The 18,096-nt window shown below is 71.6% G+C and carries 10 protein-coding genes; 6 read left to right on the top strand and 4 right to left on the bottom strand.

Translation table 11 applies throughout. The features are described from left to right. Positions 1-3: 3 nt before the first annotated feature. From IEY61_RS17780 to mce, 3 genes are all read right to left on the bottom strand, one after another. The gene (locus IEY61_RS17780; protein WP_189045734.1) at positions 4-2,169 is read right to left on the bottom strand and encodes a coiled-coil domain-containing protein; all 2,166 of its coding nucleotides are present in this window, start codon (positions 2,167-2,169) and stop codon (positions 4-6) included. 176 nt (positions 2,170-2,345) lie between these two features. Further along, entirely contained in the window at positions 2,346-3,611 is a 1,266-nt protein-coding gene (locus IEY61_RS17785) for a DivIVA domain-containing protein (RefSeq protein WP_189045752.1), read from the bottom strand. A 463-nt stretch (positions 3,612-4,074) separates the two neighbouring features. After that, positions 4,075-4,536: a methylmalonyl-CoA epimerase gene (gene mce / locus IEY61_RS17790; protein ID WP_189045754.1), complete on the bottom strand. Its 462-nt coding sequence runs from the start codon at positions 4,534-4,536 to the stop codon at positions 4,075-4,077. Positions 4,537-4,596: 60 nt separating this feature from the next. Here mce and IEY61_RS17795 point away from each other — a divergent pair, with 60 nt between their 5' ends. From IEY61_RS17795 to IEY61_RS17815, 5 genes are all read left to right on the top strand, one after another. Further along, the gene (locus IEY61_RS17795; protein ID WP_189045756.1) at positions 4,597-5,796 is read left to right on the top strand and encodes an acetyl-CoA C-acetyltransferase; all 1,200 of its coding nucleotides are present in this window, start codon (positions 4,597-4,599) and stop codon (positions 5,794-5,796) included. A gap of 148 nt (positions 5,797-5,944) precedes the next feature. Further along, the gene (meaB, locus tag IEY61_RS17800; RefSeq protein WP_229706016.1) at positions 5,945-6,880 is read left to right on the top strand and encodes a methylmalonyl Co-A mutase-associated GTPase MeaB; all 936 of its coding nucleotides are present in this window, start codon (positions 5,945-5,947) and stop codon (positions 6,878-6,880) included. A 186-nt stretch (positions 6,881-7,066) separates the two neighbouring features. Continuing rightward, positions 7,067-7,471 (top strand): Asp23/Gls24 family envelope stress response protein, encoded by a 405-nt coding sequence (locus IEY61_RS17805; RefSeq protein ID WP_189045758.1) that lies wholly within the window; start codon positions 7,067-7,069, stop codon positions 7,469-7,471. A 144-nt stretch (positions 7,472-7,615) separates the two neighbouring features. Beyond that, entirely contained in the window at positions 7,616-8,539 is a 924-nt protein-coding gene (locus IEY61_RS17810; protein ID WP_189045760.1) for a tetratricopeptide repeat protein, read from the top strand. Positions 8,540-8,638: 99 nt separating this feature from the next. Beyond that, positions 8,639-9,925 (top strand): arginase family protein, encoded by a 1,287-nt coding sequence (locus IEY61_RS17815; RefSeq protein ID WP_373293172.1) that lies wholly within the window; start codon positions 8,639-8,641, stop codon positions 9,923-9,925. Between the two features lie 820 nt (positions 9,926-10,745). Here the strand turns inward: IEY61_RS17815 and IEY61_RS17820 are convergent. Further along, positions 10,746-12,701: a penicillin-binding transpeptidase domain-containing protein gene (locus tag IEY61_RS17820; protein ID WP_189045762.1), complete on the bottom strand. Its 1,956-nt coding sequence runs from the start codon at positions 12,699-12,701 to the stop codon at positions 10,746-10,748. Positions 12,702-12,988: 287 nt separating this feature from the next. Here IEY61_RS17820 and IEY61_RS17825 point away from each other — a divergent pair, with 287 nt between their 5' ends. Further along, the gene (locus tag IEY61_RS17825; protein ID WP_189045764.1) at positions 12,989-18,046 is read left to right on the top strand and encodes an NAD-glutamate dehydrogenase; all 5,058 of its coding nucleotides are present in this window, start codon (positions 12,989-12,991) and stop codon (positions 18,044-18,046) included. The last annotated feature ends 50 nt before the right edge of the window (positions 18,047-18,096 follow it).

An 18,096-nucleotide genomic window follows, 5' to 3' on the forward strand; every position in this document is an offset into this window, starting at 1 on the left:
GGCTCAGTCCGAGGTGACCTTGCTCGGCTTGGCGCTGCGCTCGTCGGTGGTCGGCTTGGTCGGGCGCTTGCCGTTCTCGCCGGTGCTGGTGATCTTCGTCGGGGTGGCCCCCCGGCCGCCCTCGCCCGGCACGGCCGCCACCGTCGGCTCGCCGTCCACCCCCGCGCTCGCGGCACCGCCGTCGATGGTGGTCGGATCGGTGTTCGCTTTCGTCGCCGGTGGATCCTCGACAGTGGTGACCGGCTCCGCGACCGGCCTCGTCGCCGGTACGCCGTCGTCCGTGCCGGGCGGGGCGCCGCTGGCGATCGAGGCGGCGGCCGTCGACGCGGCCAGAGCGGCGGACACCGGCGTGCCCGAGCCGGCGGGGGCGGGCGAGGTCGGTCCGTCCGGCGTCGAGGCCGCCTGTAGGCGCAGGTCGAGCAGCTTGCGCTGCAACTCGTCGGACTCCTGCCGGGACTTCCAGGTCTCCTGGCGCAGGTCGGCGAGCTGCTGCTGGGCCTTGGCGATCTCCAGCATCACCTGGGCGAGCTGCTGGCGGCTGGCCGCCGCCTCCTGCTGCGTCGCCGCCAGGTGCTGCTGAGTGGTGGCGAGGTGCTGCTGCGTGGTGGCCGCGTACTCCTCGAACTGGCGGCGCGAGGAGGCGACGTACTCCTCCGCCTCTCGCCGGGTGCTGGTGGCGTGCTCGTCCGCTTCGCTGCGGGTGGACGTCGCGTACTCCTCGGCTTCGCGGCGGAGGTTCGTCGCGTACTCCTCGGCCTCGCGGCGCTTGGTGGCCGTCTCGGTCTCGGTCTGACGCAGCAGCTCGCCGGCCTGCTCCTCGGCCTGTGCGCGGAGCGTGGCGGCCTCCCGCTCGGCGGCCTGGCGGACCTGGTCGGCGCCCTGCTCGATCTCGTTCTTTCGCGCGGTGTAATCCGACTCCAGCTCCGCCCGGCGCGCCTCGAAACCGGACTCCAGCTCGGTGGTGCGGGAGCGGATCTGCTCGTCGAGCTCGGCGGTGCGGATGGCGATCCGCTGATTCAGCTCGGTGTTGCGGGCCTTGTACTGCTTCTCCAACTCGTCCCGGCGGCTGGTGAACCCGCGTTCGGCGGTCGCCTTACGCTCGGCGAGCTCCCGGTCCGCCGCTTCGCGTCGGCCGTTGACCTCCATCTCCACCCCGGCCCGCCAGGCGCCCAACTCCTGCTGCGCCTGTGAGCGCGCGTGCTGCACGTACGCCTCGGTCTCGCTGCGCATGCGCTGGGCGTACGCCTCGGTTTCGGAGCGGGTCCGCTTGGCCGCCTCGGTGGCCTGGAGGGTCAGCCGCTCCGCCTCCTGGCGGGCCTTGTTGCGGGCTGCCCGCCCGGCCTCGGCGGCGTCGTCGATGATCTGCTTGGCCTCCTGGCTTGCCTTGGCGTGGGTGGCCCGCCCGGCCTCGGTGGCCTGGTCGATCAGGCGTTTGGCCTCCTGCTGGGCCTTGGCGTGCACCTCCTTGGCGGCCTCGCGCAGCTGGGTCGCCTCCTGCTGGGCGGTGGCATGTGCCTCGCGTGCAGCCTCGCGCAGCTTGGTGGCCTCCTGCTGGGCCCGGGCGTGGATCTCCTTGGCGGTGTCCCGAAGCTGCGTGGCCTCCTGCTCGGCCCGGGCCAGCGCATCCTGGGCGGTCTTGCGCAGCCGGGCGGCCTCCTCCTTGGCCGCCTTGCTGGCGGCCTCGGACTCCGCCCGTCGCGCCGCGGCCTGCCGCTCCTCCTCGGCCCGGCGGGCAGCCAGGGCGATCTCGAAGTCCTTGAGCGCCGTCGCGGCCTCGTCCCGGGCCTCCTCGATGATGTGCTCGGCGGCGGCCCGGCGGGCCTCGATCTCCTCGTTGGCGGCGGCGAGAATGTCTTCGGCCTGCTCCTCGGCCAGCGCGAGAATCTGCTCCACCCGGGGGCCGAGATGCCGGAACGCGGCCCGGTCGACCACCCCGATCTGCTTGCGCACCTGAGCCAGGTCACGTTGCAGCACCTCGACCTGGCCGGCCAGCTTGTGGATCTGGGTGTACGCCTGCTCCCGCTCGGCCGCCAGCGTCTCGATTTCGTGCTCGGCCCGAGCGACGTACTTTTCGACCTGTCGTTTGTCGAACCCCCGCAGGGCGGACTCGAAGTAGGGCTCCGTGGTCACATCCCCGCCGAGGGCGAACAGTTCCTCGCCGTGCGACATACACCCATCCTCACACGCATCGGGGCCCGCTGGGGCGATACGGACGCCCAGGATTGGGAGCTGGCTCACGCACCGAGACACCCCCTCGGCGGCGCTTTCGCCAGACGCAGGGCGGCGCGGGGTGTCACCGTCAACCCGGTGTCACCCCGCGCCGTGGATCATGCCCCGGTGGTTGCTCAGCTGGAGGTTTCCGCGGTCACCTTCTCGTCGTCGTCGTCCGCCTTCTTGGCCGCTGCCTTGTCCGACGCGGCGGCGTTCGAGCTGGGGACGCCCGGCACGATGCCGGCCAGGCCGGAGAGCATCTGCCCGAGCTGGGAGGTGACGGCGTCCTTCTGCCGGGTGAGGTCCTCGACCTCGCGGCGGGCCGCCTGCGTGGTGATCTCGGCCTCCGTGCGGGCCTCGCTGAGCAGCCGCTGCGACTCGGCGCGCGCCTCGCTCAGCGTACGCTCCGACAGGGCCTTGGCCTTCTCGATCGTCTCGGTGGCGCTGCGCTCGGACTCGACCCGGCGGGCCTCGGCGCGCTGCTCGATCTCCTTGGCCCGCTCCTGCGCGGCCCGGGCCCGCTGCTCGGCCTCGTTGACCAGCTTCTGGGTCTGCGCGACCTGGGCGGCGTGCCGCTCCGACTCCTCGCGCTCGGCCTTCTCCCGCCGCTCGGCGAGCTGGAGCTCCAGGGCCTGGATGTCCTTGTCGCGCTTGTCCCGCGCGTCGGTGAGCAGCTTCGTCGCCTCCGCGCGCTTCTCCTCGGCCTCCCGGGCAGCCTTGGCCCGCTGCTGGGTGATCTCACGCTCGGCGGTCGCCCGCAGGGTGGCCACCTCCCGCTCGACCGTGGACTTCAGCTCGGCGACCTCGTGGGCGGTCACCGTGCGTAGCTGCTTGGTCTCCCGCTCCGCGTCGGCGCGCAGCGTGTCGGCCTCCCGGCGGGCCTGGACGCGTACCTCGGCCGCCTCGCGCTCGGCGGCGGTGCGGACGTTGCCCGCCTCCCGCTCGGCGGTGGCCTTCATCGCGGCCGCCTCGGCCCGCGCCTTGTCGGTGATCTCCCGGGCCTCGAGACGGGCTGCGGAGAGGATGCCCTCCGACTCGCGCTTGGCCTCGTTGCGGTGGTCGTTGGCCTGCTCCTCGGCGAGCCGGAGGATCTGCTCCACCCGGGTGCCGAGCCCGGAGAGCGTGGGCCGGCTGTTCTCCTCCAGCTGCTTGCTGGTGTCGGTGAGCTTCTGCTCCAGGGCGGTGAGCCGCTGCTCGGACTGCCGGAGCCGGCGCTGCGCGTCGTTGAGCGCCTGCTCGGCGTCGGCGCGGTCCTTGTTGGCCTGGCTCAGTGCGGCGTTCAGCCGGCCGATGAAGTCGTCGACCTGACCGGTGTTGTATCCGCGCAGGCCAACCGTGAAATCGGGCTGCGAGTTCGCGTTATCGAAGAACGCGAGAGGGGAGGACTGTTGCTGGGGCATTGGGACATACTGGCAGACTCCCCGGGGTGCTTCCAAGGGCGTGCCGTCCTCATTACATGGTCAACTGGACGAGCCGCCACGCAGCCGTGCCGAGGGGCGATCTTGCCAGCTCCGGGCGGAGCCCGGGGTACGGAGCGTGACGTGGAATAGGGCCGCCAGGCGCGACCGCTCGGCCCATTGTTTCCACCCGGCTCGATCTCACGAAGGGGCCGTCCGCGCGGGTGGGTGAAAGCGGGTGGGTGAAGAGCCAAGCGCGTTCACCGAATGGCCATCCCGTGGCTCGTCCGTCAGGTCAGCGTCCGCCGGACGCTCGGGCGGCTCCGCCGCCAGCCGACGTACGCCTCGCGGCCGCCTCGTCCCTCGGCTCCTCCGCGGGTTCGCCGGTTCCTCGGCGAGGGCTTGTTAATAGGGGCCCCTTCCTATGCACGAGGCGTTAAGAAGGGGCCCTTCCTTACACCCTTCCTTACACCTCGACCAGTTCGATCAGGACGCCGTGGGCGTCCTTGGGGTGGACGAAGTTGATCCGCGAGCCGGCGGTGCCGCGCCGCGGGGTGTCGTAGAGCAGGCGAAGGCCGCGTTCACGCAGCGCGGCACAGGCGGCGTCGATGTCCGCCACGGTGTACGCCACCTGCTGCACGCCCGGGCCGTTGCGATCGAGGAACTTCGCGATGGTCGATTTCGGGGTCAGCGGGGCGAGCAGTTGCACGCAGCCGCCCTCGGCGGTCGGCCCGACCGACATCATCGCCTCGCGTACGCCCTGCTCGGTGTTGGTCTCGGTGTGCACGCAGCGCATCCCGAACGTCCGCTGGTAGAAGTCGATCGCGGCGTCGAGGTCCGGGACCGCGATCCCGACATGGTCGATGCGGCGCAGGCCGATGTCTGTGACATAGTCGGCAGCGGGCTCGACGGGGGAGTTCTCAGGCATGACGTTAGTCTGGCCGAACAATCGTTAAGGCGTACAGGTCGGCACCCCTCGGAGGCAGGTATGGCTTCGGTGATCATCAGCGGCGCGCGGACCCCGATGGGGCGCCTGTTGGGCAACCTCAAGGACCTACCGGCGACCAAGCTCGGCGGCATCGCCATCTCCGCGGCGCTGGAGCGCTCCGGGGTCGCCCCGGATCAGGTGCAGTACGTGATCATGGGGCAGGTGCTCCAGGCCGGTACCGGGCAGATCCCGGCCCGCCAGGCGGCCGTGGCGGCGGGCATCCCGATGTCGGTGCCGGCCCTGACGATCAACAAGGTCTGCCTCTCCGGCCTGGACGCGATCGCCCTGGCCGACCAGCTGATCCGGGCCGGCGAGTTCGACATCGTGGTGGCCGGCGGCATGGAGTCGATGACCAACGCCCCGCACCTGCTGCTCGGTCAGCGCGCCGGCCACAAGTACGGCGACGTGACCCTCAAGGACCACATGGCGCTCGACGGGTTGAGCGACGCCTGGGACTGCTGCTCGATGGGCGAGTCCACCGAGCGGCACGGCAGCACCCGCGGCATCACCCGCCAGGAGCAGGACGAGTTCGCCGCCGCCAGCCACCAGCGGGCCGCCGCCGCGCAGAAGAACGGACACTTCGCCGACGAGATCACCCCGGTGGTCATCCCGCAGCGCAAGGGCGACCCGTTGGTGATCAGCGAGGACGAGGGCATCCGGCCGGACGCCACCGCCGAATCCCTGGCCAAGCTCCGGCCCGCCTTCGCCTCCGACGGCACCATCACCGCCGGCAGCTCCTCGCCGATCTCCGACGGTGCCGCGGCGGTGGTCGTGATGAGCAAGGCGAAGGCCAAGGAACTCGGCCTGGCCTGGCTGGCCGAGGTGGGGGCGCACGGCAACGTCGCCGGTCCGGACAACTCGCTGCACTCGCAGCCGTCCAACGCCATCCAGCACGCCCTGCGCAAGGGCGGGCTGAGCGTCTCCGACCTCGATCTGATCGAGATCAACGAGGCGTTCGCCCAGGTCGGCATCCAATCCATCCGTGACCTCGGGGTCAGCCCGGACAAGGTCAACGTGAACGGCGGCGCGATTGCGCTGGGCCACCCGATCGGGATGTCCGGCGCCCGGCTGGTGCTCACCCTCGCGATGGAACTCAAGCGGCGTGGCGGCGGCACCGGGGCGGCGGCGCTCTGCGGTGGCGGCGGCCAGGGCGACGCCCTGATCATTCACGTGCCCGCCAACGCTGAGAGCGTGCAGTGAGGGTGCCGAGCGAGCCGGGTCCGCGAGAGGCGGCGTGATGAAGGCGCGGAGCGAGCCGGGTCAGCGAGAGGCCGGCGCGGTGAGCCGGTCGAACGGTGGTGTTCCGGTCGTGGCCACCGGTCCGGTGCGCCGCAGTCGGGACGTACCGATGCTGGTCGGGCGGGCCCGCGACGGTGACGCCCGCGCGGTGGCCCGGCTGATCAGCCTGGTCGAGGCCGGCGACGAGGCGCTGCCGGCCATCGCCGCCGCGCTCGCTCCCTACACCGGTCAGGCCCAGGTGGTCGGCCTGACCGGCTCTCCCGGAGTGGGCAAGTCGACCACCACCAACGAGTTGGTGCGTGCCCTACGGGCCCGGGGCCACCGGGTCGGCGTACTGGCCATCGACCCGTCCAGCCCGTTCAGCGGCGGGGCGATCCTCGGTGACCGGGTCCGGATGCAGGACCACGCCACCGATCCGGGCGTCTACATCCGCTCGATGTCCAACCGGGGCCACCTCGGCGGACTGTCGGCGGCCACCCCGCAGGCGGTGCGGGTGCTGGAGGGTGCAGGCTGCGACGTGGTGCTGGTGGAGACGGTCGGTGTCGGGCAGGCCGAGGTCGACGTCGCCTCGCTGGCCGACACCACTCTGGTGCTGCTCGCGCCCGGTATGGGCGACGCGATCCAGGCGGTGAAGGCCGGCATCCTGGAGATCGCCGACGTCTTCGTGGTCAACAAGGCCGACCGCGACGGCGCCGACGCGACCGTCCGGGACATCCAGGGCATGATCGCGCTCGGCGAACGCGGGTCGGGCCAGTGGCGGCCGCAGGTGGTGCGGGCCGTTGCCGTGCGCAGCGAGGGGATCGACGACATCGCCGCCGCGATCGACAAGCACCGTGGCTGGCTGGTCGAGCACGACGAGCTGCGCCGCCGCCGCGAGGCGCGGGCCGCCGCCGAGATCGAGGCGATCGCGCTTGGCACGCTGCGGGCCCGGATCGGTTCACTGCGCGACGGTACGCAGCTGCCCGCGCTCGCCGCCGAGGTCGCCGCCGGTACGACTGATCCGTACCGCGCCGCCGACGCGCTGCTCGCCCAGCTGTCCGGGTAGGCCGTGGGCGGGCGGCCCGCGTCACCGACCCCGCCCCCGCCCCCGCCCCTGGCCCTGGCCCTGGCCCGGTCAACGGCTTCCTTGCCTCGACCCGCCGGCGTCCACTACGGAGGAAGCCGGACGGTTAGGCTCGCACCGCCCCGCGACGCACGTGGGGCGGGGTAGCGGGCCACTGGGGGAGAGAGCATGGACCACGAGATGACGCAGGAGTTGCCGATGACGCCGGACGCGGTGGCGGGTGGTCGTACGCACATCTCGGACGAGGTGGTGGAGAAGCTCGCGGTGGCCGCGGCGAAGGCCGTGCCCGGCGTGGTCGAACTCGGCGGGGACATCGCGCGGTTCTTCAACGCGGTGCTCGACCGGGTCGGGCTGGACCAGCTGGGCGACGCCCGACGTGGCTGCTCCGCTCACGTCGTCAACGGCGGCGCGGTGATCAACCTGGTCATCGTGACCGACGCCGGACATCCGGTGCCCGAGGTGACCACGGCGGTGCGGGCCGAGGTGACCCAGGCGGTCGAGGCGTACGGGCTGCGGGTCGACGAGATCAACATCCGGGTCGACGATGTGGCCATCGGAGGGACGGCCACCTGAACACCCCGAGCCGCCCGGTCACCGGGCGGCCACGGACCCCGCAGGGCGCTGCTCGGCCGGGGCGGCTGGGCAGGGGTGACAGTCGCAACTGGGCGGGCCGCGGTTGATCTGAGTTCGGCAGATCGCGTGCGAGACTAGATAACCATGAGCGACCCACGGATCACCTCGTCGATCTTCACCCGCGGCGCGGTCGACCTCAGCGCGCTGCGCAGTCCTGCCCCCAGTCCCGCCCCCGGTCCTGCCCCGGCACCGGCGCAGGCGGGTCCCCCCGCCGGTGCGCCCGGCGGCGCCGTCGGCGGCGTCACCGTCATCGACGTGACCGAGGCGACCTTCCAGTCCGAGGTCCTGGAGCGCTCGCTGACCACACCCGTGGTGGTGGACTTCTGGGCGGAGTGGTGCCAGCCCTGCAAGCAGCTCTCGCCGGTGCTGGAGCGGTTGGCGGTGGAGGGCGGCGGCGCCTGGGTGCTCGCGAAGGTCGACGTGGACGCCAACCCGCGGCTGGCGCAGATGTTCCGGGTGCAGGGCATCCCGATGGTGTACGCGGTGGTCGGCGGGCAGCCGGTCGACGCCTTCTCCGGGGTGGTGCCCGAGCCGCAACTGCGCCAGTGGATCCAGGCTGTGCTCAAAGCCGGCGGGGTCGAGGTGGCCGACCCGGAGGACCCCCGCCTCGACGAGGCGGACGACGCCCTGATGAGCGGCGACCTGGACGCCGCCGAGCAGGCGTACCGGAAGATCCTGGCCGAGGCCCCGACGGACGCCGCGGCAGAGGCCGGGCTGGCCCAGGTCGGGCTCGCCCGTCGGGTGGCCGGCGTCGACCCGCAGGCGGCGCTCGCCGCCGCGGCGGCCGATCCGGCCGACGTCGACGCCCAACTGTTGGCCGCCGACATCGAGGTGCTCAGCGGCCTGGCCGAGCAGGCGTACCAGCGGCTCGTCGGGGTGGTCCGGCGCACCGCCGGCGACGACCGCGAGAAGGTACGCCAGCACCTCGTCGGCCTGTTCGCCATCGCCGGGCCGGAGGACCCCGTGGTCGCCTCGGCCCGCCGGGCCCTGGCCAGCGCCCTGTTCTGAGCGCGGGCCCTGGCCAGCGCTCGGTCCTGAGCCACTGAACGCCAGTGCGGGCCGGCGTAGCGCCGCCGGCCCGCCGGAGACACCGGAGGACGGGAGCCCATGATGCGCCGGATCGCCGTCCTCGACGCACCGAGCAACCTTGGCCTGCGCCCACCCACGTCCACCTCGGTGCCGGGCTGCGGGAAGGCGCCCGGCGCACTACGCGACCAGGGCCTGCTGCCCCGGCTGCGGGCCCGCGACGCCGGCTGCCTCACGTCGCCCCGCTACGACGCCGGTCACTGGCGGCCGGGCGACGGGGTGTGCCACGCGCACGAGATCGCCGACTACTCGGCGGCGCTGGCCGACCGGATCGGGGCCATCATCGACCGGAGCGAGTTTCCCGTGGTGCTCGGTGGCGACTGCTCGATCCTGCTCGGCTCGGCGCTGGCCATGCATCGGCTCGGCGAGGCGGTCGGTGGCCGGATCGGGCTGGTCTTCGTCGACGGCCACTCCGACTTCCGGCACCCGGGCAACGCCTCGTACGTGGGCGCGGCGGCGGGCGAGGCCCTCGCGCTGGTCACCGGGCGCGGCCAGGCCGACCTGGCGGCCATCGAAGGCCGGCGACCCTACTTCCGGGACATCGACGTGGTGGTGTTCGGCATCCGGGCACAGGACGAGTACCGGCTCGACCTCCAGGCCGCCGGAATCATCACCAGGCCCGTGCCGACGTTACGGTCCGAGGGGGCGGCGCGCAGCGCGCAGTGGGCACACGAGCAGCTCGCCGATTGCGCCGGCTACTGGGTGCACGTCGACGTGGACGTGCTCGACCCGGCCGTGATGCCGGCGGTCGACGCCCCCGAACCCGGCGGCATCGCCTTCGCCGAACTGGAGATCCTGCTCGCCGGCCTGGTGGACACCCCGCACTGTCTCGGCGTCGAGCTGACCGTCTTCGACCCCGACTACGACCCGGACGGCGCGTACGCCGCCGAGATCGTCAACACCGTGGTCGCCGGCCTGCGCCCGGTCACCGCCCCCGGCTCGGTGCCGCCCCGGCTGCGCGCCGAGAAGACCGGGCGGGCCGCCCCGGAGCCCCGCCGCCCCACCACTCATCCCGGCACGCCAGTCACACCTGGCCCGCCCGCACCCGGTTCGCTGGCGCCTTCTTCGCTGGCGTCGGGTTCGCTCGCCTCGGGTTCGCTCGCGCCTGGGGCGGAAACCGCCGGGATCCCGGGGGAACTGCTGCCGCAGTCGACGCTCGACGATCAGGGCCACCCGGAGCAGGCCGGCTCGAACGACTGGAACCCGGCGCAGGACGGCCACGATCCGATTGCCGACGAGTCGGGCCTGGGCGACACCGGTGACCCGGCCGAGGAGTCGTCCGTTCGGCGCCCACACCCGGCGGCCTGATCGCCTAACCGCCTGACTCAGGGTTGATCATCACCGTCTCGTCGTAACGGCGGTGTCCCGGTCAACCGGATACCGCCGTACCGCCGGAACGGAGTCGATCAGTGGCTGGGGCCGGGTCACCGGCCGACGACTTGGCCCCGATCGGGCAGAGGTCGTCCGTGGGGGTGGCCGGCTGGTCAGATCCGAAGAAGCAGGCCTCGGCAAACCGCCACGGCCACGGCCGCCCCGGACATCGCTGCGGCCTCGGTCATCCCGCCGCACGAGATGTCGCAACCGTCCGCCGTGCGCGCGAGATGTCGCAACTGGCGGGCGTGCGCACGAGATGCCGCAACCGGCGGGCCTGCGCACGAGATGCCGCAACCGTCCGCGTGCGCACGAGATGCCGCAACTGGTGGGCCTGCGCACGAGATGCCGCAACTGGCGGTCTCAATCGGCCGGGATACCCCGACATGCCGCAACCCGCCTCGCCCACCGGTCCGGATGCGCCGAGATGCCGCAACCCGCGCCCGCCTTTCGGCCTGATCACCACCACATGCCGCAACCCGCGCCGCCCACCACCCCAGGCGCCGCGCCACGACCACCAAGGCACCGCGCAAGACCAAGGCGCCGTGCCAGGAACAGGGTGCCGTGCCAGGAACTGCCGTGCCAGGAACAGGGTGCCGTGCCAGGAACTGCCGTGCCAGGAACAGGGCGTCGCGCCAGGAGCAGGGCGTCGCGCCACGAGCCCAAAACTCGCCTCGCCACGCCCGGCAGGTCCTGCGCCACCGCCTCAGGACCCGCCTCGCCTGCAACCACCTACTGCCGGCGATCCCCGGAGGAGTCAGGAACGGGGCAGGGCGCGGAGGAAGCGTTCGGCGATCGGGACGGCGGTGCCGCTGCCGGAGCCGCCCTGCTCGACGAAGACCGCGAACGCCACGTCGCCCTGCCAGCCGACGAACCAGGCGTGGGTGTTCTTTGGATTGTCGTCGTACTCGGCGGTGCCGGTCTTGCCGTGCACCGGCTCGCCCGGCACGTCCCGCAACGCGGTGCCGGTGCCGGTGCTGATCACCTCGCGCATCATCGTCCGCACCGCCGTCACCGCCTCGGGCTTCAGTTCCGGGCCCGGCTCGGCCGCCGGCTCGGGGGCCGGGTCGAGGAGCAGCTTCGGCGGGATGAACTCACCCTTGGCCACCGCTGCGGTCGCTGCGGCCATGGCCAGCGGGCTGACCAGGGTCGTACCCTGCCCGATCGAGGCAGCGGCCTGCTCGGTGGCCCCGCCGTTCGCGGAGATTTTCCCGGTGTACGCGTCGAGGCCCACCTCCCACTTGCCCTCCAGGCCGAGGGCGCGGCCGGTGGCGGCGAGCCCGTCGGCGCCGAGTTGCGGCGCGAGGGCCGCGAAGGCCGTGTTGCAGGACTTGGCGAAGACGGTGTGGAACGGCACCTTGCCGAGGGCGAAGTCGTTGGAGTTCTTGAACGAGCGGCCGTCGACGGTGACCGTCTTGGGACAGTCGACAGTGGTGTCCGGGGTGATCGCGCCACGCTCCACCAGACCGAGCGCGCTGACCATCTTGAACGTGGAGCCCGGCGGCACCTGCGCGGTGAAGGCCAGGTTCTCCCCGGCGGCGCCGGGGCCGTTCGCGGCGGCGAGCACCGCGCCGTCGCTGATGCGTACGGCCACCAGGGCCGAGCGTCGCCGCTGCCCGCGCAGCGCCGCGTCCGCGGCGTTCTGAGTGGTCACGTCGAGGGTGGTCCGTACCGGCTGGCCGGGCTCCGGCTCGTGCCGGAACACCACGGTGTCGGTGGACTCCACCGTCCCGTCCGGCTTCGGCCGCTTGATGATCACGCTCAGTCCCGGTACGCCCCGTAGCCGCTCGTCCCACCGGCCCTGCAATCCGCCGTGCCCCACCAGATCGCCAGGGGAGTAGCGGTCGGGGAACTTTTCCAGGTCGTCGGCCTGTGCGGGGTCGACGGTGCCCAGCACCGCCCGGGCGAACTCGCGGGTCGGGGCGAGATCCAACTCGTCGGTCTGGAACTTCGTCCCCGGCAGGTCGCGGATCCGTGACCTGATCTGCCGGTACGCCTCGTCGCGCAGGGTGACCACCTCGACGAACGCGTCCGGCTTCGCCTCGTCGATCCGCTTGGCCAGGCTGGACAGGTCGACCGGCGGGGTGATCGCCGGCTTGATCGCGCGGAACGCGGCGTCCAGATCGCGGGCCAGTGCCTTCACGTCGGTGACCTTGCTGGGCTGCACGCCGACCCGGACCACCGGGCGCGGCGCCACCAGCGGCTCGCCGGCGCCGTCGAGCACACCGGCCCGGGGCGCGGGGGCCCGTCGCAGGCCGAGCCGGTCGCCGCTGGTGAGCTGCTCCTGCACGACCGGTGGCTCCCAGATCACCTGCCACCGATCGTCGCGGCCCTGGGTGAGGCGCAGCGGGCGGTCGTACGCCCAACTGGTCTCGCCCGGCAGCGTCCACTCCACCTTGATGGTGGCGGTGGCGGTGTTCCGGACGATCTCGGGGTCGCCCTTGCGGCTCAGCTTGAGCGGTGCCTCGGCCAGTTCGCCGGAAAGCGACTTGATCTCCTTCGCGACATCCGCCGCCGCGATTTTCGTCCCGGTCGGGTCGACGAAGCCGACCGCGTTCAGGTCGCCGGAACGCCAGCCGTCCAGGAAGGCGTCCACGCTGTGCTGCGGGCCGTCCTCGCCGGAGCAGGCGACGAGGGTGGCCGAGGCGAGCAGACAGGCGGCAACGGCGACTGAGCGGGACGAGCGGTGACGAAAACGTTGCGACCGGTGCATCGGCTGGGTTTCCTCCTGGTCGGGTTGCCCCGCACGCTATTACGCCGACGCCACCCGCCGCCGCCCCGGTCTCGTCGAGCGCGGAAAAGACGAGCCAGCGAGGGCGTGATGAACAACATCAGGCGGGTACTCCGAAGCCGGCCGAACCTCGTACCGCAACGGGTGAAAGGACGACCGCCCCAATCCGGAAGTCCCGGCCGGGGTCCGCCGACGTGCGAACCGGTCGGTCGGCCTAGGCTTGGCGACAAAGTGACCCACGACGTGGTGGGTCGAGGGGAGTGCGACCGATGGACCGGCGTCCGGCGATCAAATCGGAACCTGATCTTCGGCCGGCTGATGCCGGCCGGGACGACAGTTTCGACACGGCAACCGACGGGGACGGCTTCGGCCGGCTCGACTCAGGAGTGACCGGGATGACCGGCTCGAGCATCGACACCCTCTACGACCTGGGCCTGCCGCCGGACGCGCTGGGCGACGACGTGGAGCACGCCGAACTCGACGAGCCGGTACCGAACGCCGAGCGACTGGTGGCACAGGCGGTCGCGCTGGCCGGCGACGACCACGACGCGGCGACCCTGGTGGGCCGGTTCTGGCGGTTCGCGCCGGACGAGGAGCTGATCGGGTTCACCGCCGAGGAGATGATCGAGGCCGCCCGCGACCATCGGGAGCTGGCCGAGCAGCGGGTGCCGGGCGAGTTGAAGGTGCGGATCCATCCGCCCGACGCGGAGCAGCACCACAGTGTCATCGAGATCGTCACCGACGACATGCCGTTCCTGGTGGACTCGGTGACCGCCCTGCTCAACACCCAGCACCTGGACGTGCACCTGCTGGCCCACCCGTTGGTCGTGGTGCGCCGGGAGCCGTTGGGTCGGCTGATCGAGGTGGCCGCCGACGTCGAGCCGGACGACGCGATCTCCGGCGACCTGGTCGAGAGCTGGATGCACATCGAGATCGACCCGGTCCGCGACGCGGAGGAGCGGGACAAGCTGTGCCGGGAGTTGCAGCGGGTGCTCACCGACGTGCGCGAGGCCGTGGAGGACTGGCCGAAGATGCGCCAGCGGGCCCTCGCGTTCGCCGACGAGCTGGCCGCCACGCGGACCAGTGACACCCGGCCCCCGGTGCCGGAGAAGGACATCACCGACTCGGTCGAGCTGTTGCGCTGGCTCGCCCACGACCACTTCACCTTCCTCGGCTACCGGGAATATCGGCTGGTGCCGGACTCGGGCCAGGGCGGGCCGGCGTTGGAGGCGGTGCCCGGCACCGGGTTGGGCATCCTGCGGCAGGACGCGCCGGAGACCCGCGCGCTGTCCTCGATGACGCCCGAGGCACACGAGAAGGTCACCGAGAAGCGCCTGCTGATCATCACCAAGGCGAACTCGCGGGCCACTGTGCACCGCTCGGCCTATCTGGACTACGTCGGCTTCAAGATCTTCGACGAGCGGGGCGAGGTGGTGGGGGAGCGCCGCTTCCTCGGTCTCCTCTCGACCGCCGCGTACCGCACCAGCGTGCAGGAGCTGCCGGTGGTCCGGCGCAAGGTCGCCGAGGTGCTGGACCGCTCCGGGCTGAGCCTGCGCAGCCACTCCGGCAAGGGCCTGCTGCAGATCCTGGAGACCTACCCGCGCGACGAGTTGTTCCAGATCAAGACCGACGACCTCTACCACGCGACAGTCGGCGTGCTGCGGATGGCCGGGCGTCGGCAGCTGCGGGTCTTCCTGCGCCGGGACGCGTACGGGAGGTTCATCTCCTGCCTGATCTACCTGCCTCGGGATCGGTTCACCACCCAGAACCGGCTGCGCATGCAGGACATCCTGCTGCGTGAGCTGAATGGCGTGGGGGTCGACCACACCACCCGGGTCACCGAGTCGATGCTGGCCCAGGTGCACTTCACCGTCCGCACCGACCCGACCAACCCGCCTGGGGAGATCGACGCCGACCTGCTCGCCGAGGAGTTGGCCGACGCCACCCGGCTCTGGGACGACGACTACCGGCTGGTGCTTGAGCGCAAGCTCGGCGACGAGCAGGCCAAGCACCTGTTCGGCCGGTACGCCGACGCGTTCCCGGAGGGCTACAAGGACACCCACACGCCGTACGAGGCGATGAAGGACCTGGCCAAGCTGGAGCTGCTGGAGGAGTCCGGTCAGCTGGAGATGCACCTGTTCCGCAAGCAGCTGATGCCGCCGCGCGCCAGCGGTCGGGGGCCGGACGTCGACGATGCGATGGACGCCCGGTTCAAGGTCTACCGGTACGGCGAGCCGATGATGCTGTCGGCGGTGCTGCCGGTGCTGCACTCGCTCGGCGTACGCGTGGTCGACGAGCACCCGTACGAGGTGGAACGCGTCGACGGGCGGATCTGGCTGTACGACTTCGGGCTGCAACTGCCCGAAGGACACCAGGAACTGGCCGAGGTGCGCCCGCACGTGGAGAACGCCTTCGCGGCGGCGTGGCGCGGCGAGGCCGAGGTGGACGGCTTCAACGAGCTGGTGCTGCGCGCCGGGCTCACCTGGCGTCAGGTGGTGGTGCTGCGGGCGTACGCGAAGTATCTGCGCCAGACCGGCACCGTCTTCTCGCAGGACTACATGGAGTCGACCTTCATCGCGTACCCGCGGGTCGCCACGCTGCTGGTGCAGCTCTTCGAGACGCGCTTCAAGCCGGGCACGCTCGACGCCGAGCAGCGCGAGCAGCGCAGCGCCGAACTGGTCGCCGAGATCGGGACGGCCCTCGACGACGTGGCCAGCCTCGACCAGGACCGCATCCTGCGGTCGTACCTGTCGCTGATCCAGGCCACCCTGCGCACCAGCTTCTATCAGAAGCCGGGCGACGGGCGACCCAAGTCGTACGTGGCGTTCAAGCTGGACCCGCAGGCGATCCCGGAACTGCCCGCGCCACGCCCGAGGTTCGAGGTCTTCGTGTACTCGCCCCGGTTCGAGGGCGTACACCTGCGGTATGGTCCGGTGGCCCGCGGCGGCCTGCGCTGGTCGGACCGCCGGGAGGACTTCCGCACCGAGGTGCTCGGCCTGGTCAAGGCGCAGATGGTGAAGAACGCCGTGATCGTGCCGGTGGGTGCCAAGGGCGGTTTCGTGCTCAAGCAGAAGCCCGGCGACCGGGACGAGGCCGTCGCCTGCTACCAGCAGTTCGTCGGCGCCCTGCTGGACGTCACCGACAACATCGTGTCCGGTGAGATCGTGCCGCCGGAGGACGTGGTCCGGCACGACGGCGACGATCCGTACATGGTGGTGGCGGCCGACAAGGGCACGGCGAGCTTCTCCGACATCGCCAACGAGGTCTCCGCCGGGCACGACTTCTGGTTGGGCGACGCGTTCGCCTCCGGTGGGTCGGCCGGCTACGACCACAAGAAGATGGGCATCACCGCGCGGGGCGCGTGGGAGTCGGTCAAGCGGCACTTCCGCGAGCTGGGTCACGACACCCAGAGCCAGGACTTCACCGTGGTCGGCGTCGGCGACATGTCCGGTGACGTGTTCGGCAACGGCATGCTGCTGTCGGAGCACATCCGGCTGGTGGCCGCCTTCGACCACCGGCACATCTTCCTGGACCCGGATCCGGACGCGGCTCGGTCGTGGGAGGAGCGCAAGCGGCTGTTCGAGCTGTCCCGCTCGACGTGGGAGGACTACAACCCCGAGCTGATTTCCGCCGGCGGCGGCGTCTATCCGCGTACGGCGAAGTCGGTGCCGGTGTCGCCGCAGGTCCGCGCGGTGCTCGGGCTGGCCGGCGACGTCGATCAGATCAGCCCGCAGGAGCTGATGAAGGCGATCCTCACCGCGCCGGTCGACCTGTTCTGGAACGGCGGCATCGGCACCTACGTGAAGTCGGCCAGCGAGACCAACGCCGAGGTCGGCGACAAGTCCAACGACGCGATCCGGGTCAACGGCAAGGATCTGCGCTGCCGGGTGGCCGGCGAGGGCGGCAACCTGGGCTGGACCCAGCTTGGCCGGATCGAGTACGCGATGGGCGGCGGCCGGAACTACACCGACTTCATCGACAACGCGGCCGGGGTGAACTGCTCCGACCACGAGGTGAACATCAAGATCCTGTTGAACACGGCGGTCGCCGAAGGAGAGCTGACCCTCCCCGAACGGGACGAACTGCTCGCCGAGATGACCGACGAGGTCGCCGAACTGGTGCTGCGGGACAACTACGACCAGGCCCGGGCGATCAACAACTCGCAGGCCCAGGCCGCCTCGCTGCTGCCGGTGCACCGCCGGATGATCAGTGATCTGGAGCGTTCCGGTGTGCTGAACCGGTCGCTGGAGGCGCTGCCGACGGACGAGGAACTGGCGGGGCGAACGGAGTACGGGCTGACCGCGCCGGAGTCCGCGGTACTGCTGGCGTACGTGAAGATCGCGTTGGAGAAGGAGATCCTCGCCGACGGCCTGGCCGACGAGGAGTGGACCAACCATGTCCTGATCAACTACTTCCCGACGCCGATGCGCGAGCGCTTCGCCGAGCGGATGGGCCGGCACCGGCTGCGCCGCGACATCGTCACCACGTTGCTGGTCAACGAGGCGATCAACCGGGGCGGCATCACGTTCGTCTTCCGCGTCGTGGAGGAGACGGCCGCGTCGGCGGTCGACGTGATCCGGGCGTACGTGGTGGTCCGCGAGGTGTTCGGGCTGCGCGAGCTCTGGGATGCGGTCGAGGCGCTGGACAACCGGGTCGACCCGCAGTTGCAGACCGACGTCTACCTGGACACCCGCCGGCTGCTCGACCGGGCGGTGCGCTGGCTGGTGACCAACCGGCGCTCGCCGATCAACGTGCGGGCGGAGATCGACCGGCTGCGCGACGGGGTGGCCCGGCTGCTCCCGCAACTGGAGACGCTGTTCTACGGCAGCGAGCGGGAGGCGATCGCGGCGCACATCGACTCGATGACCGAGCGTGGTCTGCCCCGCGAACTGGCCGAACAGAGCACCCGGCTGATGTACGGCTTCGGCCTGCTCGACGTGGTGGAGACCGCCGCCGACACCGGGCGCGACGTGAGCGAGGTGGCGTTGGTCTACTTCGTGCTCTCCGACCGGTTCCGGGTGGACGCGTTGCTGTCGAAGATCTCGCTGCTGCCGCGCGAGGACCGGTGGCAGACCCTGGCGAGAATGGCGCTGCGCTACGACCTGTACGCCGCGCTGGCCGCGCTCACCGTGGAGGTGCTCTGCTCCACGCCGGCGGACCTGCCGCCGCAGGAGCGGGTGCAGCAGTGGGAGCAGGCGAACGCGACCTCGATCCACCGCTCCGAACGGGCGATGGAGGAGTTCGACGAGTCCCGCGCCGACCTGGCCGCCCTGTCGGTCCTGCTACGCCAGATCCGTACCCTGGTCCGCACCTCATCCGCCACCTGACCCCAACCCACCCACGTCAACGCGAGCGGTGGCCCGGCGGCAGACGCCGC

It is taken from the genome of Micromonospora sonchi, from assembly GCF_014646235.1.
GTDB lineage: Bacteria > Actinomycetota > Actinomycetes > Mycobacteriales > Micromonosporaceae > Micromonospora > Micromonospora sonchi.